Annotated in this window: 24 protein-coding genes; 4 read left to right on the top strand and 20 right to left on the bottom strand. The window is 69.2% G+C overall.

What is annotated here, in order from left to right; all coding sequences use genetic code 11:
* Window positions 1–49: 49 nt before the first annotated feature.
* From ACWF4Z_RS09140 to ACWF4Z_RS09075, 14 genes are all read right to left on the bottom strand, one after another.
* Complete coding sequence (locus tag ACWF4Z_RS09140; protein ID WP_452242445.1) at window positions 50–1,372, bottom strand: sugar ABC transporter permease; 1,323 nt, start codon at window positions 1,370–1,372, stop codon at window positions 50–52.
* The gene (locus ACWF4Z_RS09135) at window positions 1,369–2,184 is read right to left on the bottom strand and encodes an ATP-binding cassette domain-containing protein (RefSeq protein WP_452242444.1); all 816 of its coding nucleotides are present in this window, start codon (window positions 2,182–2,184) and stop codon (window positions 1,369–1,371) included. The genes ACWF4Z_RS09140 and ACWF4Z_RS09135 overlap by 4 nt, the downstream gene beginning before the upstream one ends.
* Window positions 2,185–2,365: 181 nt before the next feature.
* Complete coding sequence (locus tag ACWF4Z_RS09130) at window positions 2,366–3,442, bottom strand: substrate-binding domain-containing protein (protein WP_452242443.1); 1,077 nt, start codon at window positions 3,440–3,442, stop codon at window positions 2,366–2,368.
* 214 nt (window positions 3,443–3,656) lie between these two features.
* A complete protein-coding gene (locus tag ACWF4Z_RS09125; RefSeq protein ID WP_452242442.1) occupies window positions 3,657–4,844 on the bottom strand; it encodes an ROK family transcriptional regulator in 1,188 nt (395 codons plus the stop codon).
* A gap of 175 nt (window positions 4,845–5,019) precedes the next feature.
* Window positions 5,020–5,589, bottom strand: a complete 570-nt coding sequence (locus ACWF4Z_RS09120) for a hypothetical protein (protein WP_452242441.1) — start codon at window positions 5,587–5,589, stop codon at window positions 5,020–5,022.
* Window positions 5,590–5,667: 78 nt separating this feature from the next.
* The gene (gene cobS / locus ACWF4Z_RS09115) at window positions 5,668–6,480 is read right to left on the bottom strand and encodes an adenosylcobinamide-GDP ribazoletransferase (RefSeq protein ID WP_452242440.1); all 813 of its coding nucleotides are present in this window, start codon (window positions 6,478–6,480) and stop codon (window positions 5,668–5,670) included.
* Window positions 6,477–7,007: a bifunctional adenosylcobinamide kinase/adenosylcobinamide-phosphate guanylyltransferase gene (locus ACWF4Z_RS09110; protein WP_452242439.1), complete on the bottom strand. Its 531-nt coding sequence runs from the start codon at window positions 7,005–7,007 to the stop codon at window positions 6,477–6,479. The genes cobS and ACWF4Z_RS09110 overlap by 4 nt, the downstream gene beginning before the upstream one ends.
* Window positions 7,000–7,797, bottom strand: a complete 798-nt coding sequence (locus tag ACWF4Z_RS09105) for an ECF transporter S component (protein ID WP_452242438.1) — start codon at window positions 7,795–7,797, stop codon at window positions 7,000–7,002. Before ACWF4Z_RS09105 ends, ACWF4Z_RS09110 begins: the two co-directional genes overlap by 8 nt.
* Entirely contained in the window at window positions 7,794–9,404 is a 1,611-nt protein-coding gene (locus ACWF4Z_RS09100) for an ABC transporter ATP-binding protein (RefSeq protein ID WP_452242437.1), read from the bottom strand. The genes ACWF4Z_RS09105 and ACWF4Z_RS09100 overlap by 4 nt, the downstream gene beginning before the upstream one ends.
* The gene (locus ACWF4Z_RS09095; RefSeq protein ID WP_452242436.1) at window positions 9,401–10,483 is read right to left on the bottom strand and encodes a CbiQ family ECF transporter T component; all 1,083 of its coding nucleotides are present in this window, start codon (window positions 10,481–10,483) and stop codon (window positions 9,401–9,403) included. Before ACWF4Z_RS09095 ends, ACWF4Z_RS09100 begins: the two co-directional genes overlap by 4 nt.
* The gene (locus tag ACWF4Z_RS09090; protein ID WP_452242435.1) at window positions 10,483–11,199 is read right to left on the bottom strand and encodes an SCO2322 family protein; all 717 of its coding nucleotides are present in this window, start codon (window positions 11,197–11,199) and stop codon (window positions 10,483–10,485) included. Before ACWF4Z_RS09090 ends, ACWF4Z_RS09095 begins: the two co-directional genes overlap by 1 nt.
* On the bottom strand, window positions 11,196–11,405 hold the full coding sequence (locus ACWF4Z_RS09085) for a hypothetical protein (protein WP_452242434.1): 210 nt from the start codon (window positions 11,403–11,405) through the stop codon (window positions 11,196–11,198). Before ACWF4Z_RS09085 ends, ACWF4Z_RS09090 begins: the two co-directional genes overlap by 4 nt.
* Window positions 11,402–12,412: an aldo/keto reductase family protein gene (locus ACWF4Z_RS09080; RefSeq protein ID WP_452242433.1), complete on the bottom strand. Its 1,011-nt coding sequence runs from the start codon at window positions 12,410–12,412 to the stop codon at window positions 11,402–11,404. The genes ACWF4Z_RS09085 and ACWF4Z_RS09080 overlap by 4 nt, the downstream gene beginning before the upstream one ends.
* A 48-nt stretch (window positions 12,413–12,460) precedes the next feature.
* Window positions 12,461–13,048 carry a DUF3043 domain-containing protein gene (locus tag ACWF4Z_RS09075; protein ID WP_452242432.1) on the bottom strand — a complete coding sequence of 196 codons (588 nt, stop codon included), beginning with the start codon at window positions 13,046–13,048 and terminating at the stop codon, window positions 12,461–12,463.
* Between the two features lie 164 nt (window positions 13,049–13,212).
* Here ACWF4Z_RS09075 and ACWF4Z_RS09070 point away from each other — a divergent pair, with 164 nt between their 5' ends.
* From ACWF4Z_RS09070 to ACWF4Z_RS09055, 4 genes are all read left to right on the top strand, one after another.
* Window positions 13,213–14,040, top strand: a complete 828-nt coding sequence (locus tag ACWF4Z_RS09070) for a PspA/IM30 family protein (RefSeq protein WP_452242431.1) — start codon at window positions 13,213–13,215, stop codon at window positions 14,038–14,040.
* Window positions 14,037–14,312 (top strand): PspA-associated protein PspAA, encoded by a 276-nt coding sequence (pspAA, locus tag ACWF4Z_RS09065; RefSeq protein ID WP_452242430.1) that lies wholly within the window; start codon window positions 14,037–14,039, stop codon window positions 14,310–14,312. The genes ACWF4Z_RS09070 and pspAA overlap by 4 nt, the downstream gene beginning before the upstream one ends.
* 244 nt (window positions 14,313–14,556) lie before the next feature.
* Window positions 14,557–16,083 (top strand): sugar transferase, encoded by a 1,527-nt coding sequence (locus tag ACWF4Z_RS09060; RefSeq protein WP_452242429.1) that lies wholly within the window; start codon window positions 14,557–14,559, stop codon window positions 16,081–16,083.
* 104 nt (window positions 16,084–16,187) lie between these two features.
* The gene (locus tag ACWF4Z_RS09055) at window positions 16,188–16,799 is read left to right on the top strand and encodes an RNA polymerase sigma factor (RefSeq protein WP_452242428.1); all 612 of its coding nucleotides are present in this window, start codon (window positions 16,188–16,190) and stop codon (window positions 16,797–16,799) included.
* A gap of 39 nt (window positions 16,800–16,838) precedes the next feature.
* On the opposite strand, the gene ACWF4Z_RS09050 is transcribed toward ACWF4Z_RS09055, so the two are convergent.
* Genes ACWF4Z_RS09050 through ACWF4Z_RS09025 form a run of 6 tightly spaced genes read right to left on the bottom strand, consistent with a single transcriptional unit; the run spans window position 16,839 to window position 24,166 of the window.
* Window positions 16,839–17,222 (bottom strand): hypothetical protein, encoded by a 384-nt coding sequence (locus ACWF4Z_RS09050; RefSeq protein WP_452242427.1) that lies wholly within the window; start codon window positions 17,220–17,222, stop codon window positions 16,839–16,841.
* 5 nt (window positions 17,223–17,227) lie between these two features.
* The gene (locus ACWF4Z_RS09045; RefSeq protein WP_452242426.1) at window positions 17,228–18,865 is read right to left on the bottom strand and encodes a right-handed parallel beta-helix repeat-containing protein; all 1,638 of its coding nucleotides are present in this window, start codon (window positions 18,863–18,865) and stop codon (window positions 17,228–17,230) included.
* Between the two features lie 12 nt (window positions 18,866–18,877).
* Window positions 18,878–20,080, bottom strand: coding sequence for a glycosyltransferase (locus ACWF4Z_RS09040; protein WP_452242425.1), 1,203 nt, complete (start codon window positions 20,078–20,080; stop codon window positions 18,878–18,880).
* Window positions 20,077–21,324 (bottom strand): O-antigen ligase family protein, encoded by a 1,248-nt coding sequence (locus tag ACWF4Z_RS09035; RefSeq protein ID WP_452242424.1) that lies wholly within the window; start codon window positions 21,322–21,324, stop codon window positions 20,077–20,079. Before ACWF4Z_RS09035 ends, ACWF4Z_RS09040 begins: the two co-directional genes overlap by 4 nt.
* Window positions 21,321–22,952, bottom strand: a complete 1,632-nt coding sequence (locus tag ACWF4Z_RS09030) for a YveK family protein (protein ID WP_452242423.1) — start codon at window positions 22,950–22,952, stop codon at window positions 21,321–21,323. The genes ACWF4Z_RS09035 and ACWF4Z_RS09030 overlap by 4 nt, the downstream gene beginning before the upstream one ends.
* The gene (locus tag ACWF4Z_RS09025; RefSeq protein WP_452242422.1) at window positions 22,949–24,166 is read right to left on the bottom strand and encodes a hypothetical protein; all 1,218 of its coding nucleotides are present in this window, start codon (window positions 24,164–24,166) and stop codon (window positions 22,949–22,951) included. Before ACWF4Z_RS09025 ends, ACWF4Z_RS09030 begins: the two co-directional genes overlap by 4 nt.
* Window positions 24,167–24,237: the final 71 nt, after the last annotated feature.

Raw genomic sequence — 24,237 nt, 5'->3', positions numbered from 1 at the left:
GCTCCCGCCTGGTCAGGGGCAAGAGGGAGCCCACCGTGCTCGTTGGCCGTCAGGCGCGGCCGTGGGCCTGGCGGCTGCGGCGGCTGAGGGAGTCGATGGTTACCGCGATCAGCAGGACGCCGGCGGTGACCATGTAGCGGACGTTGGAGTTCAGGCTCAGCAGGGCCAGACCGTTCGAGATCGAGGTGATCACGAGGGCGCCGAGGAGTGCGGAGTACGCCGAACCCCGGCCGCCGAACAGGCTCGTGCCACCGATGACGGCGGCTGCGATCGCGTTCAGGTTGGTGTCGGTACCGCCGCTGGATTGGCCGACGGCCACCAGTCGGGCGGCGGCCAGCAGACCACCGACGGCGGCGAGGGTCGAGCAGGCCGCGAACACGGTCAGGTAGATCGACCGCACGTTGATACCGGCCCTGCGCGCCGCCTCGACGTTCCCGCCGACCGCGACGACCGAGCGACCCCACCGGGTCCGGCGGACCGCCACATCGGTGAGGACCACCAACGCCACGAAGAACAGGAACATCGACGACACACCACGGTCGCCGTTCAGGATCAGTGCGGGGACCAGCAGAACGATGCCGAGCGCGACGGTCTTGATCACGAGGATCGACAGCGGCGCCGCGGACAGCCCCGCCGCCGTGCGAGTGCGGCCGACGCGCATCCTGGTCAGCAGGTACGCCGCGAGGACCGCCACGATCAGGACATAGGCCACCACGGGCGACAGGAAGCTGCGAGTGGCGAAACCGACGATCGCGGAGTCGTACGGAATGTTGATCGTGCCGTCCTTGCCGAGCACGAGCAGTTGCAGTCCGAGGAACCCGAGCAGACCGGCCAGCGTGATCACGAAGCTCGGCACACCGAACCGGGTGTAGAGCGCGCCGTAGAAGAGTCCGATCACCGCGCCGACCGCGATGCCGGCGACGATCGACACCACCAAAGGCCAGCCCTGGTTGACGAACGTGGCACCGAGGACAGCGGCCGACAGGCCGCTGACCGAGCCGACGGACAGGTCGATCTCGCCGAGCAGCAGGACCAGAACGATGCCGAGGGCAATCACTCCGACCGAGGTGGTCTGCAGGGTCAGGTTGACCAGGTTGCGGCTGGACAGGAACGAGCCGTTCGCGATCTGGAAGACCGCCCAGATGATGATCAGGCCGAGGACCACCGGGACGGACCCGAGGTCACCGGACCGCAGCCGGGCGGTGAACGCCGCGACGGCGCCGCTGAGGCCGTGACTCGCGATCAGGCGCTCGTCCTGCAGATCCGCGGGGAGCTGGTCGGCGCCGTTCGGCACCGCAGGTGTCTCGGCGGCGCCCGCCGTACCCGATGTTGGCGTGTCCTGCGGACGGGTGCCGGATCCATGCAGGCTCATGATGCGGAGCCCTCCTCCCGGCTCCGGCGCGCTGCGCGCTCGGAAACCGCGTTGTCGGTCGCGCCGGTGATGGCGGCGATGATGTCTTGGGTCTTGGTGTCGCTGACCACGAACACGCCGTTGTTGCGGCCGAGCCGCAGTACGGCGACGCGGTCCGCGACCGCCATCACGTCGGCCATGTTGTGGCTGATCAGGATGACGGCCAGGCCGCGCTCGCGCAGGCGTTCGACCAGGTTGAGGACCTCGGCGGTCTGAGCGACGCCGAGAGCCGCGGTCGGTTCGTCGAGCATCACGACCTTGGGCTGGCCGAGCAGGCTGCGGGCGATCGCGACGGTCTGGCGCTGGCCACCGGAGAGGCTGGCGACCGGGATCCGGACCGAGGGGATCTTCGCGGACAGCTGGCGGAGCAGCTCCCAGGAGGAGCGTTCCATCTCCACCTCGTCCAGCAGTTGTCCCTTGCGGAGCTCGCGGCCGAGGTAGAGGTTCGCGACCACGTCGAGGTTGTCGCAGAGCGCGAGATCCTGGAACACGGTGGCGATGCCGAGCTGCTGAGCCTCGGCCGGACTGCCGACCCGGACCTCGTTGCCGTCGAACACCATCTGTCCGTCGTCGGCGGTGTAGACACCGGCGATGGTCTTGACCAGGGTCGACTTGCCGGCGCCGTTGTCGCCGACCAGCGCCAGCACCTCACCGGCCCGGACGTCCAGCTCGATGTTCTTCAGAGCCTGTACCGCGCCGAAGCGCTTGGAGATCCCGCGCAGCGCCAGCACCGTACCGGTACCGACGTCGAGGGGAGTCGGGGTAACAGTCACTCGATCAGCCTCCTGGGGCTTCGTTCAGGCAGGTGGCGGGAAGTCCAGCCAACCACCTGAGGCCATGATCGCGGCGAAACGCCGCCCGGGACAGGGCGGCGCGGCGACGAAATGCGGCCGGAGTTGAGGGGCGGACCCCGGCGTTGCTCCGCACCTCACTGCGGAGCAACGCCGAGGGCGGTCAGTTGCTGCTCAGGCCGGCGGCCGTGCAGGCGGCGGCGAACGCCGCGGTGCAGATGTCGGCGACCTTGTAGATGCCGTCCTTCACGACGGTGTCCTTGATGTTCTCCTTGGTCACCGCGACCGGGTCGAGGATCGTCGAGGGGACACCGCTCTTGTCCGTGGTGGATTCCGGCTTGCCACCGTTAGCCAGCGCAACGGCGCCCTTGGCGGCGGCCTCGGCCTGCGGCTTCACGGCCTTGTAGATCGTCATCGCCTGGTCGCCGGCGACGATCCGCTGGATCGCGGCCAGCTCCGAGTCCTGCCCGGTGACCGGCGGCAGCGGCGTCACGCCACCACCCTTGAGGGCTGCGATCGCGCCACCGGCCGTACCGTCGTTCGCGGCGTAGACCCCGACCAGACCGTCCTTGATCGCGCTCAGCTGGCCTTCCATCCAGGCCTGCGCCTTGTCCGGGCTCCAGTCCGGGGTGTCGAACTCGGCGGCGACCTTGAAGCCGCTCGAGTCGAGCACGCTGTGCGCACCCTTCTTGAAGTCGGCCGCGTTCGGGTCGGTCGGCGCGCCGTTGATCATGGCGATGTTGCCCGACGTCTTGCCGGCCGCCTTCAGCTTGTCGACCAGGGTCTGGGCCTGCAGCTTGCCGACCGCCTCGTTCTCGAACGAGACGTAGTAGTTGGCGCCCTCGATGAACCGGTCGTAGGCGATGACCGGGACGTTCTGGCCCTTCGCCGAGGCGACCACCGCGGCGGCGGCCTTGCCGTCGACCGGGTCGAGGACGAGCACGTTCGCGCCGTTGGTCAGCGCGGCCTCGGCCTGCTGTTGCTGCTTGGCGGCGTCCTGGTCGGCGTTGCTGTAGAGCAGCTCGCAGTTGCCGCAGGCCGCCTTGAGCGCCTCGGTGAACAGCGGCCGGTCGAGCGCCTCGTACCGGGCGGTCTTGGTCTCGGGCAGCAGCAGGGCGATCTTCTTGCCGCCGCCGGAACTGCCGGAGTCACCGTCGTTCGACCCGCAGGCCACCAGAGAGACGGCGAGGGCCGAGACCGCGAGGCCTAGACCGACGAGACGGGTTGCTGACAGGGACATAGCGCGGCTCCTTGACGTGACGGGCCCGAGTAGGCCTTCCCGAAGTCAAGCCCTCGGCGGGCTTGACGTCAAGACTTGAATTCAAGAAATAGACATATTGATGTAACACGACCGTACGAAAGGAACGCAAACGACGGGACCCCGACGTACGACGCACGTCGGGGACTGTGATGGGCGGTCTACCGGGCGTAGCCGGCGGCCGCGGTGACCAGGCTCAGATGGTGCTGAGGGACCTGGTCGCGTGGGTGTGGCTGAGAACCGAGGCCTGGTGGATGGCGCCGATGATGTCGGCCTCGTCGCCGAGCTCGGCGCGGCGGAGCTCGACGGTTGCGGCGGCGCTGGGGATGGCGCAGCGGTCGAGGGCCTCACGGAGGGGATCGAGGATCAGGTCGCCGGCTTCGGCGACCAGGCCACCGACGACGATCGCCTCGGGGTTCAGCAGGTTGACCAGACCGGCCACGGCGACGCCGACGCGACGGCCGGCGTCCTCGATCACCCGGCGGCAGCCCAGGTCACCGGCCAGGGCGCGGTTCACGATGTCCTTCAGCCGGAGCGGGCCGTGCGATGCCGCGAGGCTGCTGATCAGCGCCCGGGAGCCGACGAACGTGTCCAGGCAGCCACGGTTCCCGCACCGGCAGATCGGACCGTTCTCGTCGATGGTGACGTGGCCGATCTCGCCCGCCGTACCGGCAGAGCCGCGGAAAACCTCGCCGTTCAGGACAATTCCGGCGCCGACGCCGTAGGAGAACTTCAGGTAACAGCCGTTACGCACGTCGCGGAGCGCGCCGTTGCGGAGCTCGCCGAGCGCGGCCAGGTTGGCGGTGTTGTCGAGCGCGACCGGCGCGCGCAGGTAGCCCGCCATCGCCTGGGTCACGTTGACGCCGCGCCAGCCGGGCAGGACCGCGTCGGACCCGGCTTCGCCGCTGACCGAATCGACGGGTGCGGGCAGGCCGAAGCCGACCGCGGCGATGTCCTCGGTGCCCGAGCTGACCGTCTCGGCCAGGTCGGCGAGCAGCCGGGCGGCGCGTTCCATCCCGTCGTCGGCGACGTGGTCGGCCTGCAGCGGCATCAGTTGGTGGGCGAGGATCTCGCGCGACTCGTTCGCGATCGCGACGCGGACGTCGCGCTCGCCGAAGGCGATACCGGCGAGCAGTCCGCCGCCGGAGGCGAGCGAGACGAGGACGGCGCGGCGGCCGTTGCGGATACTCCGGGACAGACCGACGACGCCGGCCTGGTCGAGCTCGCGGACCATGTTCGACACGGTCGCGGCGGACAGGCCGGAGGCGGCGGCGATCTCGACTTGGGTCAACGGGCCGTGCTGGCGGACGACTCCGAGAACGCGCGCACGGTTGGCTTCGCGCAGCGAAGCCTGTGAGCCCGGCGCCGGGCGGGTTGCGTTCATTACATAAAGATAACGGATCGCGGGGCGTTCGCCCTCGCACACCGGCCGTGAACAACAAACATCACATTCGACCTCGCCGTCACTACCCCACTCCACCGTCCATCGGTGAGGGTAGTCCACGGGTGGCGCGACAGGCCGTCGCGCCACCCGATTGGTCTACCGCGTGTCGGTCGGCCTACTTGCGCAGCCACAGGTAGGCGAGCGGTCCGTCGATGTGCCAGCCCGCCTTCTTGTAGCCGGCGACCAGCGCGGCGCGGACGACGCGCCAGCCGAAACCGCCCTTGGAGACGCGGTAGACCTGTACGCGGTCCGCCGCCGGGGCCAGCGGGACGCGACCGGTGACGCCCTCGTACACCCACGAACCCGATGCGGCCAGCTTGTTCCGCTCGGCGACCGAGGTCGTCACCAGGTAGCTCGAGATCGACTTGTTGCGGAGCCGGTACAGCGGCACGGTCCCGCGGACCGCAACCGTCGAGACGTAGCCGGGGACCTGATTGGTGAACTTGAAGCCCTGCTTCTGGGCCCCCAGGAACTCGGTCTGGCTCGACGTGTAGAAGTAGCCCTTCTTGGCCGGTGTCTGCATTTCGATCAGCTGTGCGCGGGTCGACGCGGCGGTCGTCGTGTTGACGGCGGCGTCGGCGCCGTTGGCGACAACCGCGCCGCCCACTGCCAGTGCGGCGGTGGTCACGATGGCGCCGAGACCGAGCAGCTTGCCCCGGCGAGTTCCCGGGAGAGTGAACCTCATTGGTGTCAAAGCCCTTTCGTCTGTGCTACGAACGCTCAGCACGCTAGCCCAGCAAAGGGTCCTTGCCGCAGGCATCGTTCAGGCGGTGAGGGCGAGCGTGAGGAGGGCTATCGGGAGGCCTAGTTCGACGCCGGCGCCGAGGACGTCCCCGGTGGTGCCGCCGAGCGCGGTGTAGGCGCGCCGCGTGGTCAGGGAACTGGTGGCAACGGCAAGCAGAATCGCGATCGCCGCCCCGATCAGGTGGGTGCGGTCAGGCCATGCGAGCAGGAGACCGCCGGCCAGTACGACGATTGTGCCGATGGTTGCGGTGATCGGACGGACTGTTGCCGCGACCACCCGGCCCAAGCCGTCCGGACGAGCCGCGGGCATGGTGGTGCGACAGGACCAGGAGAGTGTCAGGCGGCTCGCGGTCGTGGCGATCAACGCCGCCTGCCAACCGAATCCGGCCTGAACGCAACTGCTGAGCGCGGCAACGTCCACGAGCAGCACACCAACGATCGCGACCACGCCGAACGGCCCGATATCGCTCTGCTTCATGATCCGCAGCATGGTCTCGCGATCCCGCCGGCTGCCGAGCGCGTCCGCGAAGTCCGCCAGCCCGTCGAGATGCAAGGCCCCGGACAACCCCGCAACGGCCAGTACGGCGAGAGCCGCGGCCAACAGGTCCGCATCCGGCCGCACCCACTGCACCAACGCCACCACGCCAGCCGAGACTCCGCCGAGCAATGCTCCTGCCACTGGCGCGAGCACCATCGCCCGCCCGCCAACCACCCGGTCGACCCGCGACGGCATCCCTGCCGGCACAACGGTCAGCGTGCCGAGCGCCAACTTGAGCCCGTCCACCCACCCGCCCCTGCCCGGCGTCGGTCCGGGCGGCCCGTCCAGGCTCATGTCAGCGGAATCGTGCGGCCGGCGACGGTCCACAGCACTTGGTCGGAGGCGAGCGAGATCGTCGTGTTGAGGCGACCCATCAAGTCCCGGAACAGCCGGGTCCCGGCGTCGGCCGGGACCACCCCGGACCCAATGTCGTTGCTAACAGCAACCACAATCCGTGGAGTGGCCGACCACGCCTCGGCGAGCTCCGCGATCCGTTGCTCCACCAGGTCCGCGCGGCGGAAATCGGCCCAGATGTCGAGGGTGTCCATCGTCCGCGAGAGCCATAACGTGAGGCAGTCGATCAGCAGCGGCGGGCCGTCAGCCTCGAGGAGCGGCACGAGCTCGATCGTCTCGGCCAGTCCCCAGCTCGCCGGGCGGCGGGCCCGATGTTTGGCGACCCGCTCGGCCCATTCGGTATCACCGGAGTCGTCTCCGCCGGTTGCGACGTACAGGACCTCCGCCTCGCCGGAGAGGCGACGTTCGGCGGCGATGGACTTGCCGGAACGGGCGCCGCCGAGGATCAACGTCCGCTGATCAGCCATTCTCGAACACTACTGGTACGTCGAAGGCCGCCTTCCGCGCCGTCCGACGGAACGCGGTCAGGACCGGGCGACCGAGCACCAGGACGAGGACCGCGCACAGCACGCCCCGCGGGATGTCCCAGCCCAGTGAGGTCGCCACCTCGAACAGGAAGTACCGATGCAGGTTGGCGGCCAGTGAGTCACCCGGGATGAACGAGAAGTCGCTGCCGTAGGTCGCGTAAGGCCAGAACCACAGGTTCATCACCACGCCGTACAGCACGCCGGACACGAGCGAGTACGCCGCCAGCAGCAGCAACTCCAGCCGCCCACCCACTCGCGGCAACAACCCCGCCAGACACCCCACCCACGCACACGCGAACATCTGGAACGGCATCCACGGCCCGACCCCGCCAGTGATCAACGCACCACCCAGCAGCGACACCGTCCCCAGCACGAACCCGAACCCGGCTCCGAACGCACGTCCCGCCAGCACAAGCAGAAAGAACCCAGGCTCCAGCCCGGCCGTACCTGGGCCGAGTGCACGCAGCGCAGCCCCCACTGCCGCGAGCATGCCGAGCAGCGAGATCACCTTCGCGTCGATGCCCGACTCGGACAACTCCGCGAGTACGACGGCCACCAGCAAAGGCAGCAGCAGCACGAACAGCCAGGGCGCGTCCGTCGTGTGTCCGATCGCGGACTCACCCACCTGATCGGTCTGGAAGAACAGCGGCCACCCGAACGCCAGCACCCCGACCAGCGAGGCAACGAGCAGAGTCGCGGTACTGCGCGGCCTGAGCCGGACCAGGTTCACGAGGCACGTTCCAGCGCGGTAGCGACCTCTCCGACGGTCAGGAACGGCAGTGGGGCAAGGATCTTCGCCACCTGTGGCGCGAACGCCGGAGAGCCCGCGATGACGGTTGCGGTCTCGCCGTCACTCACCAACTCGCCGTCCGCGAGCACCAGCACGCGGGTGGCGACCTCGGCGACCATCTCCACGTCGTGCGTCGACAACACGACCGCGTGGCCGGCCGCGGCGAGCTCACGCAGGATCGCCACCAGTCGCCGTTTCGCGGCGTAATCCAGCCCACGGGTGGGCTCATCGAGCAACACCAGCGGCGGAGCGCCACACAGTACGACGGCCAGCGCCAGACACAGCCGTTGTCCCTCGGACAGGTCGCGCGGGTGCATGTCGAGGTCGATGTCCGGCGTCAGTCGATTCAGTAGCGCTAGGCAACTACCCGACGGCACATCGAAGTCGGAGTCGGCGCCCGCACACTCCTCGGCGACGGTTGCCGCGTACAACAGATCCGCCGGCTCCTGCGGCACCAGTCCGACCGCCTTGACGAGCTTGGATGGCTTCGTACGACGAGGGTCCGTGCCGGCGGCCACCGCCGTACCAGACCGGGCCGGGACGATACCCACCAGCGCGTTGAGCAGCGTGGACTTGCCGGCGCCGTTCCGGCCCATCAGCGCGAGGACCTCACCGGCATGGATGCTCAGTGAGACCCCGCGCAGCGCCACGACGTCGCCGTACCCGACAACTAGGTCGGTGCAGCGAGCCAGCTCCGCACCGAGGACTGTGACGGGCCGGATGGGTGCTGTGGAGTCCAACTGGCTCCGCAGCGCGACCGCGGCCCGTCGGGCGTCGCGCACCGACAGCGGCAGGGGAGACCAGCCAGCCAGCCGGCCCAGCTCGACGACGGGCGGTGCGACCGGTGCGGTGATCATGCGGTCGGCCGGAAGCCCAGTGGAGACAGCCGCCGCGCCACCCGGTACCTCGATCACGCGGTCGGCGTACTGGATCACTCGCTCGAGCCGATGCTCCGCCATCACCACCGTGACGCCCAGGTCGTGCACAAGCCGCTGCAGCGCCGACAGCACCTCCTCAGCCGCCTGTGGGTCCAGTGCGGATGTTGGCTCGTCCAGCACGAGCACAGCGGGGTGAGAGGTCAGTGCAGCGCCGATGGCCGTCCGCTGGCGCTGTCCGCCGGACAGCGAGGTCAGTGCGCGGTCCCGTACGTCGGCCAGCCCCAGGAGGTCCAGCGTCTCCTCGACGCGGCGACGCATCACGTCCGGCGCGACACCCAGCGACTCCATGCTGTAGGCAAGCTCATCCTCGACCGTGTCGGTGACGAACCCCGCCATCGGGTCCTGCCCGACCAGACCGACCAGATCGGCCAGGTCCCGCGGCCGGTACTCGCGGGTGTCCCGTCCGTCGACGAGGACCCGGCCGGCCAACGTCCCGCCGGTGAAGTGGGGGACCAGTCCGTTGATTGCCCGCAGCAACGTCGTCTTACCGGACCCGGTACGCCCGATCACGAGCGCCAGCTCACCCTCGGGGATCGTGAAGCTCACGTTCCGTAGCGCAGGCTCGGATGCACCGTCATAGGTCACCGATACCCGGTCGAACTCGATCATGCGCGTCGCGCCACGGGAGGCGCGGCCAGCGCGGGCAGCAGTCCGACCAGTACGCCGACAACCGGCAGAACCGGAACCGGCGGCACGACCAGCGGACCGTCCAGCAACAGTCCGTGCACACCACGCACGGCCGCGGTGATCATCAGCCCAGCCGCTACGGCTCCAGCCGCCACGACCAGCCATTCAGGCAGCGCCCATGGATCGGGCCGGTACCGGGTCCGGGTCACCCGCTGACGCCCGATCGCCATGGCTCCAACGGAAAGCAGGAGTCCCACGACCAGTGCGCCCGCAGCCAGCGGGAGTGCCATGGAGTCCGTCAGCAACGCGTAGACCCCGAGCAGAATGCCCAGCAACCCCAGCAGAACGCAGGTCGCGGTCAGACGACGCTGGGCTCGGGGGACTTGCGCCGTACGCCCGTAGCCGCGCGAGTCCATCGCGGCGGCGAGCTCCACCGACCGGTCCAACGCACCTTCCAGGACGGGCATGGCCGTCGTACGGAAGGAGCCGCGGGTGCGGCCGCGTAGCCGGCGAGCGGCGCGGATCCGGCGCGCGTCGGTCACCAGTTGCGGCGCGAACGTCAGTGCCACCACACAGGCCACCCCGATCTCGTAGAGGGCCCCGGGCAACGACTTGAGCAGCCGACGCGGACTGGCCAGCGCGTTGGCCGCACCGACGCAACAGAGCATCACGGCCAGCTGGCCACCGTCGTACAGTGCGGTGAGCAGTGCCTCGAGAGTGACCTCACCGCCGAGTTTGACCCCGTTTGCCCAGTCAGGCAAGGGGATCTGCGGCAGGGTGAACAGCAACGTGTTCCCCTGCGACCGGGTGGACAGCAGCGCCTGCAACACCACCCGGATGCCGATGACGACCAGTCCGAGCTTGAGGAACGCGGCGTAGCTGTGCGCCCAGGGAGCGTCGGTCCGGCGGGCCGACACGACGAATCCGGTCACCGCCAGGATCAGCAGGAGCAGGACGGGATTCCGCGTCCGGCTCGCGGCCACGGCCAGGCCCAGCGCCCACAACCACCACGCCCCCGGGTGGAGGGCCCGGGGGAGTGTGAGGTGGTGAACCGCGCGCACTACTTGGCTGCTGTTGTACGGCGGCGGTTGAGCGCGAGCCCGCCTCCGGCCACGATGACGATCGCCGCGGCGGCGATGATGACTCCGGTCCACGGCGTACCGCTGTCACTGTCCGAGGACGACGCAGCCGGGGATGGGGCTGCGGTTGGGGTCGCACCGACCGCGGCGCCGACCTGCAGCGTCACCGGGTCATCCGTGGCCGGGACCTTGATGCTCTTGACCGCATCGCCGCATCCCTTGCCCGGATAGCCCGCGATCCCACAGGTCAGACCTTTCTCGATCCGGACCGGTGCGACCGCGGCCAGAATCTTCGCACCGGTCGCCTTCGGATCCGTCACCACGCAGGTGCCGGTTGCCGGGCCTGGCGTCTCACCGCCGGCCGCGTCCTCCGGCGTACCCGGGTCGACGACCAGCGCAACTCGCTTCTTGCCGGTCTCAGCGGGAGTCTTCCCGCAGATCGCGTCGAAGTCCCCGGCGGCGCGCGGCACCCGGGGCTTCACGCCGCCGACCGCGAAACGCCAGCCCTCGACCGCGCCGTCGGCCGGCACGACCTGGTCGGCGCCCTTCTGCGCGAAGGCCCACTGGCCGGAGCTCCACTGGTAGTAGCCCCAGAAGCGATAGCCGTCCTCAGCCTGGGCTGTGGTGGCGACGGTCCCCGCCAGCAGAAGACCTGCCAACGCTGCAAAGGCCAGCCGCAAGGTTCGGTGCCCAGTCATTCTGCCGAGGAGAGGCTCATGGGGCCGTAGACCTCGCGGCCGTCCTCCAGCAAGAAGACCTGTGCGACGCCACGGTCGGCCAGGTCCCGCCAGATCTCGCCCAGCCAGCTCTCCGCGTCGCCCTGAGCGGAGAACTCGGCCCCGCCGACCTCACCCGGGTCGACCAGCGCACCTGAGGCGGTCTCGAACCGCCAGCTCCAGCTCACGCGCCCGGCCGAGTCTGCGGGGAGTTCTGCGCGGTCTTGGCCGGATCACGCTCGACGATGCCGCCGAGCGTCTCGTCGATCCGCTTCAGCAGGCCGTCCTCGAGCTTCACCCCGGAGGCCTGCACGTTCTCGGTGACCTGCTCGGGCCGCGACGCGCCGATGATCGCGGAGGAGACGTTCGGGTTCTGCAGGACCCAGGCGACCGCCAGCTGCGACAGGGACAGGCCGACTTCGTCGGCGAGCGGCTTGAGCTCCTGCACGCGGTTCAGGACGTCGTCGTTGAGGAACCGCTTGATGAAGTTCGACCCGTTCGCGTCGGTCGCCCGCGACCCCTCCGGCGGCTGCTGACCGGGCAGGTACTTACCGGTGAGGACACCCTGAGCGATCGGGGAGAAGACCACCTGGCCGATGCCGAGCTCTTCGGACGCCGGGACCACCTCGGCCTCGATCACCCGCCAGAGCATGCTGTACTGCGGCTGGTTCGACACGAGCGGGATCCGCAGCTCCCGGGCCAACCGGTGGCCCTCCTGCAGCTGCTCCGCGGTCCACTCCGACACGCCGATGTAGAGCGCCTTGCCGGCGCGAACGACGTCGGCGAAGGCCTCCATCGTCTCCTCCAGCGGCGTCTCGGTGTCGTACCGGTGCGCCTGGTAGAGGTCGACGTACTCGGTCTTGAGCCGCTTCAGCGAGCCGTTGATCGACTCGAGGATGTGCTTGCGGGACAGGCCCGTGTCGTTCGGGCCCTTCGGGCCGGTCGGCCAGTAGACCTTGGTGAAGATCTCCACCGACTCGCGCCGCTCGCCCTCCAGCGCCTCGCCGAGGACCGACTCGGCCGCGGTGTTGGCGTAGGTGTCGGCGGTGTCGAACGTGGTGATGCCGGCCTCGAGGGCGGCGCGCACGCAGGCCTTGGCCTGGTCGTTCTCCACCTGGGACCCGTGCGTGAGCCAGTTCCCGTACGAGATCTCGCTGACCTTCAAACCACTGTTGCCCAGATAGCGGAAGTCCATGGCCCCGACCCTACCGGGCTACCGCCGCAGGCGTGCCCAGGACGGCAGTCACTGAGGCTTCTCGCCGCGCTTGACCATCGGCTTGGGCAGCCGCCAGCGGCGCATCTGCATGGTCCGCCGGACCGCGTAGAACCCCAGGCCCTTGCTCGACTCGCTGGGGAACTTGATCCGGACCGCCTTGCGCAGCCCGCCGGTCAGCAGGAACCAGTCCGCCGCGATCAGCAGGATCATCGCCAGGAAGAGCAGGTTGACCAGGCCGGCCAGCCAGAGGAACTGCCGCGAGAAGACCACGCCGAGCAGCGACACCACCAGCAGGATCGGCAGCGCGAACTCCATCACCGAGTACCGGGCGTCCACATAGTCCCGGGCGAAGCGCCGGACCGGGCCCTTGTCGGCGGCCGGCAGGTACCGGTCGTCGCCGGTACGCATCGCGTCCTGCATCTTTCCGCGCTCGGTCCGGACCTTCTCCCGCCGCAGCGCCGACGCCTCCTTGCGGTTGCGCGGCTTCTTGATCGCCGCCTTCCGGGCCGCCTCCGCCTCCTTGCGGGTCGGGGTCGGACGGCCCTTCCCGCCCGGCTTGCCCTGGGGCTCGACAGGTACGGTGGTAGTTGTATCGGACTTGGTACGACGGAACACGGGGTCTGAACCTCATTCGCAGGGCAGGTCGCGACTCGGGGTGGTCCCCGGACCTATGCACCACTTTATCCGGGCCTGACCTGATGGTTTCGTGACCCGGTGGGACATAGGGTGGTTGACGCACGCCGGGTCGTCACGCCGGCACAGAAGGGGTACGGATATCGATGAGCATCTTCAGGCGGATGTCGACGATCTTCAAGGCCAAGGCGAACTCCGCCCTGGACAAGGCCGAGGATCCTCGCGAAACCCTTGACTACTCGTATCAGAAGCAGCTCGAGCTGCTCCAGAAGGTACGGCGGGGCGTGGCCGACGTGGCCACCAGCCGCAAGCGGGTGGAGCTACAGGCCTCCCAGCTGCAGTCCCAGTCGGCGAAACTGCAGGAACAGGCCCAGAAGGCGCTCTCGATGGGCCGTGAAGACCTGGCCAGGGAAGCCCTGACGCGCAAGTCGGGGTTGCAGGGCCAGATCGACGACCTGACCACGCAGCACGCCCAGTTGCAGGGTGAGGAGGAGAAGCTCACGCTCGCCTCCCAGCGGCTGCAGGCCAAGGTCGAGTCGTTCCGGACGCGCAAGGAGACCATCAAGGCCACCTACACCGCGGCCGAGGCGCAGACCCGGATCAACGAGGCCTTCTCGGGCATCTCCGAGGAGATGAGCGACGTCGGTCTGGCCGTGCAGCGGGCCGAGGACAAGACCCAGCAGATGCAGGCCCGGGCCGGTGCGATCGACGAGCTGCTCGCCTCGGGCGCGCTCGACGACGCCAGCGGCACGGTCAAGGACAACATCACGCTCGAGCTCGAGCGGATGTCGTCCGGCTCCGACGTGGAGAGCGAGCTCGCCGCGATGAAGGCCCAGATCTCCGGGGGCAGCGCGCCCAAGGAGATCGCCGGTGAGGCACCGGGCACGACTGCGCCGCAGTCGGCTCCCGCCCAGCAGCCAGTGCAGCAGCCGGCGGCCGAGCCGGTGAGACCTCAGGACGGAGACGTTCGATGATCGTTCGCATCATGGGTGAAGGCCAGTACCGGCTCGCCGACGACAAGGTCGACGCGCTGAACGTGGTCGACGGCGATCTGGAGAAGGCCGTCTCCTCCGGTGACGAGGCGGCGTTCCAGACCGCGTTCGCCGCGCTGCTGGACTTCGTCCGCTCCGGCGACAAGGTGCCGGACGACGAGCTGCACGACTCCGACGCCATCCTGCCGCCGGGCGACAGCTCGCTGGCGGAGATGCGCGAGCTGATCAGCGGCGACGGCTTGATCGCCGGCTGACCACCTGCTCGGACATTTCGAGACCCCCGCGGCCCACATCGGGCCGCGGGGGTCTTTGGTTGCGGGGCCTGGGTGCCGCCGGGGTGGCGGGCCGGTAAACACTCGCGATCGGTGCTGTTGTCCGCCGCGTCCACGTAGTACTCTCGGGCTCACGCCGTTGTGGGGGCGGCGTAATCATCGAGGTCCGTGACGGGGAGTGGGTTGGTCACGGGCGTCGCTTTACACCTGTGGGGGGTGGCTGTGCGTGACTGAATTTGTCATGTCCGAGGGGTTGGCCGAACCGGCTGACCTTGGGCCGGCATCGTCGGGGGAACGACGTCGGCCGGTCTGGGTAGTACCGGACGAGATCCCGGCGATCGTGCCCAGGTCTGCCCGGTTCACCGAGGCGCGCTGGGTGGCCAAGTACCGCTGGTACTCACTGGGCGGTGATCTGGCTGCCGCCGTGATCGGCGGATCGCTGGCGCTGGTCGCTCGCTTCGGAGCGTCGATCAATCTCGGCTACTTCGTGCTGGGCGCGTTGCTGCCGATCGCCTGGCTGGCCTGTGTGGCGCTGCAGCGGGGTTATGAGACCCGCTACTTCGGCACCGGGCCGGAGGAGTTCCGCTCGATCATCCGGGCCGGCGTGGCGCTGACCGCGCTGGTCGCGATCACGTCGTACGCGACCAAGAGCGAGGTCGCTCGTGGTTTCGTCGTCGTCGCGGTGCCGATGACCTGTCTGGCCTCGATGGTGGCCCGGTGGGTGCTGCACCGCAGCATCTCCTGGCGCCGGTACGCCGGTCGCTGTATGCGCCGGGTACTCGTTGTCGGGCGCAACGATCAGGCCACCACGCTGTTCCGGCACATGGAGGAGCGGCCGGCCGACGGCTACGTCGTGGTCGCCACCTGCCTGCCACGGGGTGACGCGTTCGAGGAACCCGGACCGGAGCGGCTGGGCCGCACCGAGATGGACATCCTGGCCGCGGTCGACCAGTACGCCGTCGACGTCGTCGCGGTGGCTGCCGACCCGGAGCTGGCCGGCTACACGCTGCGCAAGCTGTCGTGGGCCCTGGAGCAGCGCGGGGTCGAACTGATCGTGTCGCCGGGCATCGTCGAGGTCGCCGGTCCGCGGATCTCGATCCGTCCGGTCGCCGGGCTGTCGCTGCTGCACCTGGAGCGGCCGTCGGTCAGCGGTGGTCCGTACCTGGTGAAGGGCATCTTCGACCGGTCGGTCGGATTCCTGATGCTGCTGGGGATCGCACCGCTGTTGCTGATCACCGCTGCGCTGATCAAGCTGACCACCAGAGGGCCGGTGCTGTTCCGGCAGGTCCGGGTGGGGCGTGGCGGCGAGCAGTTCTCGATGCTCAAGTTCCGCACGATGGTCGTGGATGCCGAGGCCCGCAAGGCCGATCTGCACGCGCTGAACGAGGGCAACGGGATCCTGTTCAAGATGCGGGACGATCCGCGGATCACGAAGGTCGGCAAGTACCTGCGGCGGTTCTCGATCGACGAGTTGCCGCAGCTGGTGAACGTGCTGCGGGGCGACATGTCACTGGTCGGCCCCCGGCCGCCGCTGCCTGCCGAGGTCGCGCAGTACGCGATCGACGACGCGCGCCGGATGCTGGTCAAGCCGGGCCTGACGGGCCTGTGGCAGGTCAGCGGACGCAGCGATCTGACCTGGGAAGAGTCGATGCGGCTCGACCTGCGCTACGCCGACAACTGGTCGATCGCACTGGACCTGCTGATTCTGTGGAAGACCGCGCGCGCGGTGCTGGGGAGCGACGGCGCGTACTAGCGGAACGTCATCACGAGCCTCGGCCAACTGCCGGCCGGGGCCAGATTGCACCAACACGTCGGGGGACGGACACACGAGCGGTGCATTCCCAAGGGGGGAATTTCATGATGCAACACCTCAGTGCCGAGCCCGGTACTGATCAGGAAACCACCGAAACCGGCGACGCTGCGGCCGCCGGGCGATCCGAGGCCGCGACCCTGGTGATCCAGGCCGCGTCCGGGGACCAGGTCGCCTGGAGCCGGCTGGTCGACCATTACGCGCGGCTCGTCTGGGCCGTCACCCGCAGCTTCCGGCTCAGCGACAGCGACGCCGCTGACGTCTCGCAGATGGTCTGGCTCCGGTTGCTCGAGCACATCCATCGGGTCGACCCCGAGCGGGTCGGTGCCTGGCTGGTCGTCACGACCCGCCGCGAATGCCTGCGGGTGCTGGCTTTTCGTAAGCGCGTCCTGCTCACCTACGAGTCGTCCGCGTTCGAGGGACAGCCGGGCGACCAGCCGGACCTCGACGCGGAACTGCTCGCCGGTGAGCGGGCGGTCGACGTACGGCGGGCGCTCGAAAGCCTGCCGGACCGGTGGCAACGGCTGCTCGGCATGCTGATGGCCGACCCGCCCGCGCCGTACGCCGAGATCTCGGCGACCATCGGCATCCCGATCGGCAGCATCGGCCCGATGCGCGGTCGCTGCCTGGAGAAGCTCAGACTGCTGCTCGCCTCCTGAAGCAGCAGTCTGTCCCGGCGACCGGTCGGACTGCCTGAATCAGAGAATGATCCAGGCGGTCCGGACCGGTCGCTGCGTGCTGCCGGGCCAACGGAGCAGGAAGCTGACCAGCCGGGCCGCCGTCGGTCCCTCGGTGTCGCCGCCGCGGGACTCGACCACGACCGGACCGGACGGCGAGACCCGCAGCTCGATGGTCAGATCGGCCCGGCCGTGCACGTCGACATCCAGCGTGATGCCGTGCCCGGCGAACCGCAGCCGGCGGACGTCTCCCGTCGTCTCACCCGTGGTCGGTGCGTCCATGAAGCTGTCGAAGACGACGTCGAGTACGTCGAGATCTCGCTCGTGCCGCCCGAACGCGGCGTAGCCGACCGAGCGGAGCAGTGCGATCTGCTCACCCGCGGCTCGCTCCGGAGGCCCGATCATCGCTGTCAGCGCTCCCCTTGCACCTTGATCACGCTGTCCGGGTCCTGACCGTACGGCGCACCCTGCCAGGCCGCCCAGTTCACCCGGGTGCCCTGCTCGTGCACGATGAAGTTCCACGGACCGGCGTAGGTGTTGTCGAAGAAGCGGTTGCCCTGGTGGAAGGTGATCGCGTCCTGGATCGTCTTCTCCTTGTACGGCGACCAGGTCGGGAACGTCCCCCAGTTGGAGAACAGGCCGTTGGAGCCGCAGCCACTGCGGGTCGCGCAGGTCGCGCCGATCGCTTCCGGGTCCAGGCTGAAGACGTTGTCGTGTACGCGCACGTTCTGCGTCTTCCACCGGCAGTCACCCAGGTACGGCTGCTTGCTGATGGTGTTCGCGTTGCAGGTCTTGGCGGTGACCACGGACGGGTTGACCAAGGTGCCCGACCCGGTGCTGGTGTTCGCCGCCGACCCGGCGAACCGGTCCGCGTTCTCCCACAGGATGACGCCGGCCCAGTTGTCGGTGAAGACGTTCCCGCTGACCTCGAAGGTCCGGTTGAACACACCGGGCGCCCGCTTGTCGCTGCCGGACTCGGAGATGTACAGCGCGGCCGTCGGGAAGCCCTCGTTCTCCGGACCCTTGCCGAGGCCGTTGCGGACAAAGGAGTTTCCGCGGATGCCGGCGTTGTAGCTGGTCTCGTAGATGAGGCCCTCGGCCAGGTTGCCGGCGATGTAGTTGCCCTCGATCACGAAGCCGGTGTTGTTGGTGTCGGCCCACAACCCGGCACTCAGGTTGTCGTGCACCCAGTTGTTGCGCACCAGCGCGCCGGTGACCTCCCAGAACTTGCCGCCGCCGGTGCAGCCGCAGCCCTTCTTGAGCGTCTCCCAGTCGTCGGCGTTGTTCCCGGTGATCTCGTTGCCCTCGACCGAGATCGAGGTGACCTTGCCCGGGCTGTAGGCGTTGAAGCCGTACTGGCCGTTCTTCTGCAGACAGTTGCCCTTGACAACGTTGTGGTCGCCGACCATCAGCCCGGCGCCGGCGTTCTGCCGGATCGTGTTGCCCTGGATCGTCCAGCGGGCGGCGGAGTCGTGGTTGACCACGCCCTCGTCGTTGTTGGTCCGGGGCGCGCCGAAGTTCTGGATGGTCAGGTTCTTCACCGTGACGCCGGTGGCGTCCCCGGTGAAGGCGTACCGGTTGCTCCTCGCGCCGTCCAGGATCGCTCCGGGGGCGCCGATGTAGACGTTGCCCTCCTTCGGGATCACCTGGGCGAACTGCTCGTTCCCGAGCCGGTGGGTGCCCGGTGACAGCCAGAACGTGGTGCCGGCCGGGTTCGAGGTGGTGAGCTCGTTGAGGTTCTGGGTCGTGCTCACCACCACCGCGCCGGCCGGCGCCTGGGCCGGTCCGGACAGGGCCTTGGCGTTCCCGCAGATCTTCGCGGGCGGCGTGGTCGGGGCGTTCGGCGGCGCTGACGGGGCGGCCGATCCGCCGGGCGGGGTGGTGGTCGACTCGCCGGCCGCCGTGTCGTTGCCGATCACCCGGATCCCGATCGCCACCACAGCGGCGATCACCGCGACGGCGATGGTCACGATGACTGGCCCGCGGCGGTACCAGGCGGGACCCGAGGTCGGGTTGCGTCGTTCGACGGGATTTCCTTCGGGGGGCATGTGATCCTCGAACTAGCGGTGGGCGGTGACGGGGTGTGCGATCGCGTACCGGTAGATGTCCAGCAGTTGCTCGATGCTCTGCTGCGGCTGGTGCTTGGTTTCGTACGTCGTGCGGGCTTGCCGGCCGAGGTCCTCGTACTTGGCCGGTGACGCGTCGACGTCGAGTAGGAGCTTGCCGAGCGCATCCGGCCGGCCGGGCTCGAACAGTGCGCCGTCGACGCCGTCGGTGATCAGGTCGGGGAACGATCCGTGGCCGGACGCGACCAGCGGTACGCCGGCCGCCATCGCCTCGACCACCACCAGGCCGAACGTCTCCTCCCACTCCGACGGCAGGACGACCGCGCGGGAGGAGCGGATCAGCTCGAAGACCTCCGGCTTGCTCATCAGTCCGCGCAGCTCGACCGACGGCCGCTCGGCGGCCCAGGCGGTCACCTCGTCGAGCATCGGCCCACCACCCGCGACCACGAGCCGCAGCCCTTCGTCGCCGGCGATCGCGCGGTAAGCGTCCCAGCCCTTCATCAGCAGCGGTGCGCCCTTGGCCGCATCCAGCCGGCCCACGTACGCCACCTGGCGCTCGTGCGGTCCGCCGTGGGGTCCGTCGTACGGGACCAGGTTGTTCTTGACGAAGGTCCGGTCCGGGTCGAAGTCCATCGCACTCATCAACCGGCGCTGTGATTCGGAGATGAAGATGTACGCCGACACCAGGTTGCGCCAGCTGCGCCGGTGTCCGCGCGTGTTGAGCACCGTGGTCGAGGTCGCCAGTGCGGATCCGCGGTAGCACCGGTGGATCACGCCCGCCGCCGGGTTGCCGCCCGCACAGCTGTGGCAGACCTGACCGTCGCGGAAGAAGTCACCGCTGGCGCACAGCAGTTTGTAGTTGTGCAGGGTGATCACGGCCGGGACACCGGCCGCGCGGCACGCGTACAGCACCGAGGGGCTGAGCAGCGGGAACGTGTTGTGGATGTGGACGACGTCGGGCCGGTCCTCGGCCAGTACGGCGGCCAGGTCACGCCGACTCGCCGGGTTCCAGACCACGCGCGCCGGCAGCGTGGCCTTCTGCCAGGCCGGCCAGCTCTCGATGTCGTCGCTCTGCCGCTCGAAGTGGCGGACGTCGTGGCCGAGTGCGGCCAGAGCCTCGCTCTCCTGGTCGACCACCCGGTTCTCTCCGCTGGGTGCGGTCGAGCGGTACCTGTTGTGCACCAGCAAGATCTTCATCGCGTGCCCTCACGGGGGGAGTTGGAGTACACCAGCGACGCGGCCAGCGTCAGCTCGAGCAGGTACGGCGACGCCTCGCTCAGCCCGCTCTCGGTGAACGACGCGACCACGCAGTACGCGACCAGGAAGAGGGCCAGCGCGCGGTGCGGGCCCTGTGGCGTGAACCAGGCGGCGGTCAGCACGAACAGCACGAGCATGATCGTGAGCGCGACCCCGACCAGCCCGACGTCGTAGTACGTGCCGAGCCAGTTGCTGTCGATCGGCAGACCGTTGAAGGACTTGTTGGACAGGCCGAACCCGAACAGCGTCTCGAACGTCGTCCGCGGCTGGTCCAGGATCGCCTCCCAGACGGCGCGGCGGCCGGTCAGCGCGGTCACCTCCGCGGCGTCCTGCCCACGGGCCAGCCAGGTGGTGACCACCGAGCCGAGCGTGAGCGCGCCGACGGAGAACGCGGCGAAGCCGATCGCGAACGTCTTGCGCACCCGCGACCGTGCGGTGAACAGGCTCAGCCCGGCGATCAGTACGCCGGCCAGCAGCGCGATCAGCGCGGTCCGGGTATGAGTGAGCAGCAGGACCGGTATGGCGACCGCGACACTGGTCAGAGCGATCCCGCGCCGAAGCAGACCGGACAGCCACAGCACGATCGTCAGACCGGCCGCGACCGCCGCGTAGTGCCCGACCTGGGTCGGCGGCACCGGCCATAGGATGCCCGCGAGCCGGTTCTCGGTCAGAGCCAGACCGGGTGCGACCAGGAGGCCGACCACGACGGACCCGACGATCGCCCACAGCACCATCAGGTGCGTGCGAACCAGCAGCAGGTCGCGGCGGGTCCACCACGGCGTCAGCAGCCACAGCACCACCGCGAAGCCGAACAGCCGGCCGGCGCGGAACAGCGCGCCGAACAGGAACTCGGCCCGGATGCTGGCCAGCAGACTCTCCGCTGCCAACGTCAGCAGCAGAAAGATGAACACACTCGCCCGGACCCGGACCGGCCGGTTCACCATCAGCACGACCATCAGTGCGCCGACCAGCGCCGACTGCGCGATGAGCTTGCCGAGGCTGCCCGGGATCGGGATCAGGTGCGGTGCGCCGGGGAAGAACGTCATCACGTTCAGCACCAGCAGCGCCCAGGTCAGCTGGACCCGCCGGCGCCTGCGGATCTCGGGCGCGACCACCCGCCGGGAGGGGCGGCGGCCGAGCCGGGTAGGCAGCCGGGTGCTGAGGCGGGTGGCGAGTGCGGTCATCGGCCGAACATCTCGACGTCCACCGTCTTCTGCGCACCGGACTCGGCCTCGGTGACGCCGACGCTCTCGTCGGTACGGTCCGGACGAAGGACGACGGACGTGGAGATCTCGAGCCCGGCCAGCCGCAGCATCTCACCGGTGGCCTGGATCTTGGTCGTGGTCGACATCCCTGCGGTCACGACGACCGCGGCGTGCGACGCCCACGTCCCCAGGTGGTCGGCGCCCAGCTCCGGCGTCAGCGTGGCGAGGCTCAGCACGACGTCGGCCACCTCCCAGGCGGCGTCCAGCGCGATGTCGCCCGAGCTGGCCGGCCGGTTGGAGTCGCTGAGTCGCAGGTAGCAGCCTTGCGCGGGTCCGCCGTTCGGGTCGGGCCGGTGTACGTCGATCCGCCGGCCCAGCTCGCTCAGCCGGGACTCGTGCGTGCCCGGCGTCTTGACGCCGAGCATGGTGGCCAGCAGGCCGCTCTCGGTGAGGTCGACGACCATCACGTGCTTGCCTTCCTCGGCCAGTGCGTACGCCAGCGACGCGACCACCAGGCCACACACCTTCACGTCGTCGACGCTGACCACGGCCAGCGCAGGCGTCGGCCGCTCGCCCCAGAAGATCCGCTGGTCCAGGTGCTGCACCATCAGCCGGATCTCGGGCTGGCGTCGTTGCGACGCCCGCAGGTAGGTCGGGTAGGGCAGGAAACGCCAGCGCGCCGGGCGCTCGGCGCTCAGCCGGACCCGGGCGCCGAGGGCATGGGCAATGTCCTGGCGCTTCCACAGCCGGTCCGAGATCAACGCCCGGACGATCACGAACCCGAGTCCCAGGAACAGCCCGGCGATCAGACCGGTGCCGGCGTTGATGACGATCGTCCGCTTGGCCGACACCGGCACCGGCGCGGCCGCATCGAGGATGCGGCTGCTGTTCATCCGCTCGGCCTGGACCTGCTGGTCGAGCAGCTGCTGCGAGATGTACTGCACCCGGTCGCGCGCGGCCCCAAGCCGGGCGGCTTCCGGGCTGGTCGGGTGGGCGAGCTCGTCGGGGTTGTCACCCGCGGCGCGAACCGCCTGCTCGGCAGCGGTCAGGCCGTTCTGGGCTGCGGTCAGGTCGCGGCGCAGCGGCGCGTCCTGCAGGGCGATCTGCTCCTTGCGGTAGATCAGGAAGACCTGGCCGACCAGAGTGGCCAGCTTGGTCGCGTCGTCCGAGGTCTTCGCCGTCGCGGTCACCTGCATCACCCGGTCGGTGACAGGGACCGCGGTGTACTCCTTGAGCAGGTCGTCCGGCGTCTCGGGCAGCTTGAGCAGGTCGATCACCCGCTGGGCCACCGTGTGCGTGGTGGCCAGGCTGACATCCGTGGCCATCGACTTCGTCGGGTCCTGACCCTCGCGGTGCGTGAGCAGCATCCGGGTCGTCGACTCGTGCGCGGCCGGCAGGACGACGGTGGACGCGAGCCCACCGACGAGGCCGATGAACGCGACCACGAGCCAGATGCGCAGGTGCCGGCGCAGGGCGTCGCGGATGAACCGGAAGGTGACGAGGCTGTCGGGCGGGAACGCGGCGGTCGGCTCGTTCGCGAACAGGCCGTCGTCGTCCGCCCAGGCCGGTTCGCCGACCACAGGTTCGGTGTAGGGCTGATTGCTCACTTGGTCCTCCTCGCGGTACCGGTGAGGAGGGTTGGCAGCCGGGAGTTGCCTCGGCGCAGCGACTGCGAGACCCGGCCGATGGTGCGGTCGCTCGGATCGGGATCGGTGACGACCAGACCGTCGATGTTGCGGTCGTCGGCCACGGCCGCGACCGCCAGCCGGGCCAGTTCCTCGGCCGTGACCGTACCGGCCGACAGCGCGATGATCGTGTTGGTGCTGGGCTCGGCACCGACCACGTGCGGCGCGTCCCGGTCGACCACGACCAGGTGGATGGTCAGCGCGGCGTCGCCCGCGGGCTCCTCGAGGGAGTCGACCACGATCGAGGTGGAGATGCCGATGGATTCCGCGAGCGCGGCCAGCTGGGGGCCCAGTGGCAATGCTTTGTCGTCGCCGGCGAAGGACAGCACCGTCAGGGATACCGGTGCGCCGCCCTTCACGTCCAGGTCGAGCAGGTGCAGCGTCTTGCGCAGGCTCCAGGCCTCGACCGCGGTGGGTGAATAGTGCTCGAGCAGATAGGCCCAGTCGGACACATCGTTGGCCCGGTACGACGACACCGATGCCAGCACCGGTAGGCCGACAGCGTCGGCGATCTCGTCCCGCAGCCGTAGCCGCCGGTCGCCACGAACCTTCGCCAGTACGCCGATCGATCCGACCACGGCGCCGATCAGTGCGCCGAGCACACCGAAGATGCCCAGATGGACCGGCAGACTCCCGCCCCGTGCGGTGGTCGCTTCCTCCAAGACCCGTGCCCCCGTTTTCTTGCCCAGGTCGCCAGGTAGCTGCTGGTCGGTGGTGACGAAGACCAGGTAGACCTGCGCGACGGCGTTCGCCAGCCGCATCGACTGCGCGGCGGTGGTGCCCTTGGCGTCGATCCTGACGACGTCGTCGGTGACACCGGTGACCGTGACGCGGTCACGAACGGTTGCGGTCGGCAGGGCCGGGCTCAGGTTCTGCCCGGCACTGCGCAGCACCGGCTCGCTCTCCGCGATGTACACCTGCGTCTTGATGCTCTGCGTGCCGGTTGCCGTTGCCGAGTCGGTGGCCACCGGCGCCGGTGGCAGCACGACCAGTGAGGTCGCCGTGTGCAGTGCAGGCACCAAGAGGCCGTACCCGATCCCAGCCAGCAGACCGACCGCCGCCACGGCCGTCACGATCAGCCGGTGTCGCCGGATAGCCTGCCAAGACTTCTTGACGTCGAGCTGCTGTGCGCTCACAGTCCCCTCCAGTCGAACGCCGCGATGACTTCGGAGTAATAGAGGGGCGGTGCGCCGGGCTTGATACAGCG

Source organism: Kribbella sp. NPDC055071, from assembly GCF_053608045.1.
This window is presented reverse-complemented; position numbering and strand designations above follow the sequence as displayed.

Excerpts from the sequence above, each read along its gene's own strand:
- ACWF4Z_RS09140 (WP_452242445.1), bottom strand. The coding sequence starts at position 1,372 with ATGAGCCTGCATGGATCCGGCACCCGTCCGCAGGACACGCCAACATCG.
- ACWF4Z_RS09130 (WP_452242443.1), bottom strand. The coding sequence starts at position 3,442 with ATGTCCCTGTCAGCAACCCGTCTCGTCGGTCTAGGCCTCGCGGTCTCG.
- ACWF4Z_RS09125 (WP_452242442.1), bottom strand. The coding sequence starts at position 4,844 with ATGAACGCAACCCGCCCGGCGCCGGGCTCACAGGCTTCGCTGCGCGAA.
- ACWF4Z_RS09120 (WP_452242441.1), bottom strand. The coding sequence starts at position 5,589 with ATGAGGTTCACTCTCCCGGGAACTCGCCGGGGCAAGCTGCTCGGTCTC.
- cobS (WP_452242440.1), bottom strand. The coding sequence starts at position 6,480 with ATGAGCCTGGACGGGCCGCCCGGACCGACGCCGGGCAGGGGCGGGTGG.
- ACWF4Z_RS09110 (WP_452242439.1), bottom strand. The coding sequence starts at position 7,007 with ATGGCTGATCAGCGGACGTTGATCCTCGGCGGCGCCCGTTCCGGCAAG.
- ACWF4Z_RS09100 (WP_452242437.1), bottom strand. The coding sequence starts at position 9,404 with ATGATCGAGTTCGACCGGGTATCGGTGACCTATGACGGTGCATCCGAG.
- ACWF4Z_RS09090 (WP_452242435.1), bottom strand. The coding sequence starts at position 11,199 with ATGACTGGGCACCGAACCTTGCGGCTGGCCTTTGCAGCGTTGGCAGGT.
- ACWF4Z_RS09080 (WP_452242433.1), bottom strand. The coding sequence starts at position 12,412 with ATGGACTTCCGCTATCTGGGCAACAGTGGTTTGAAGGTCAGCGAGATC.
- ACWF4Z_RS09070 (WP_452242431.1), top strand. The coding sequence starts at position 13,213 with ATGAGCATCTTCAGGCGGATGTCGACGATCTTCAAGGCCAAGGCGAAC.
- pspAA (WP_452242430.1), top strand. The coding sequence starts at position 14,037 with ATGATCGTTCGCATCATGGGTGAAGGCCAGTACCGGCTCGCCGACGAC.
- ACWF4Z_RS09055 (WP_452242428.1), top strand. The coding sequence starts at position 16,188 with ATGATGCAACACCTCAGTGCCGAGCCCGGTACTGATCAGGAAACCACC.
- ACWF4Z_RS09050 (WP_452242427.1), bottom strand. The coding sequence starts at position 17,222 with ATGATCGGGCCTCCGGAGCGAGCCGCGGGTGAGCAGATCGCACTGCTC.
- ACWF4Z_RS09045 (WP_452242426.1), bottom strand. The coding sequence starts at position 18,865 with ATGCCCCCCGAAGGAAATCCCGTCGAACGACGCAACCCGACCTCGGGT.
- ACWF4Z_RS09040 (WP_452242425.1), bottom strand. The coding sequence starts at position 20,080 with ATGAAGATCTTGCTGGTGCACAACAGGTACCGCTCGACCGCACCCAGC.
- ACWF4Z_RS09035 (WP_452242424.1), bottom strand. The coding sequence starts at position 21,324 with ATGACCGCACTCGCCACCCGCCTCAGCACCCGGCTGCCTACCCGGCTC.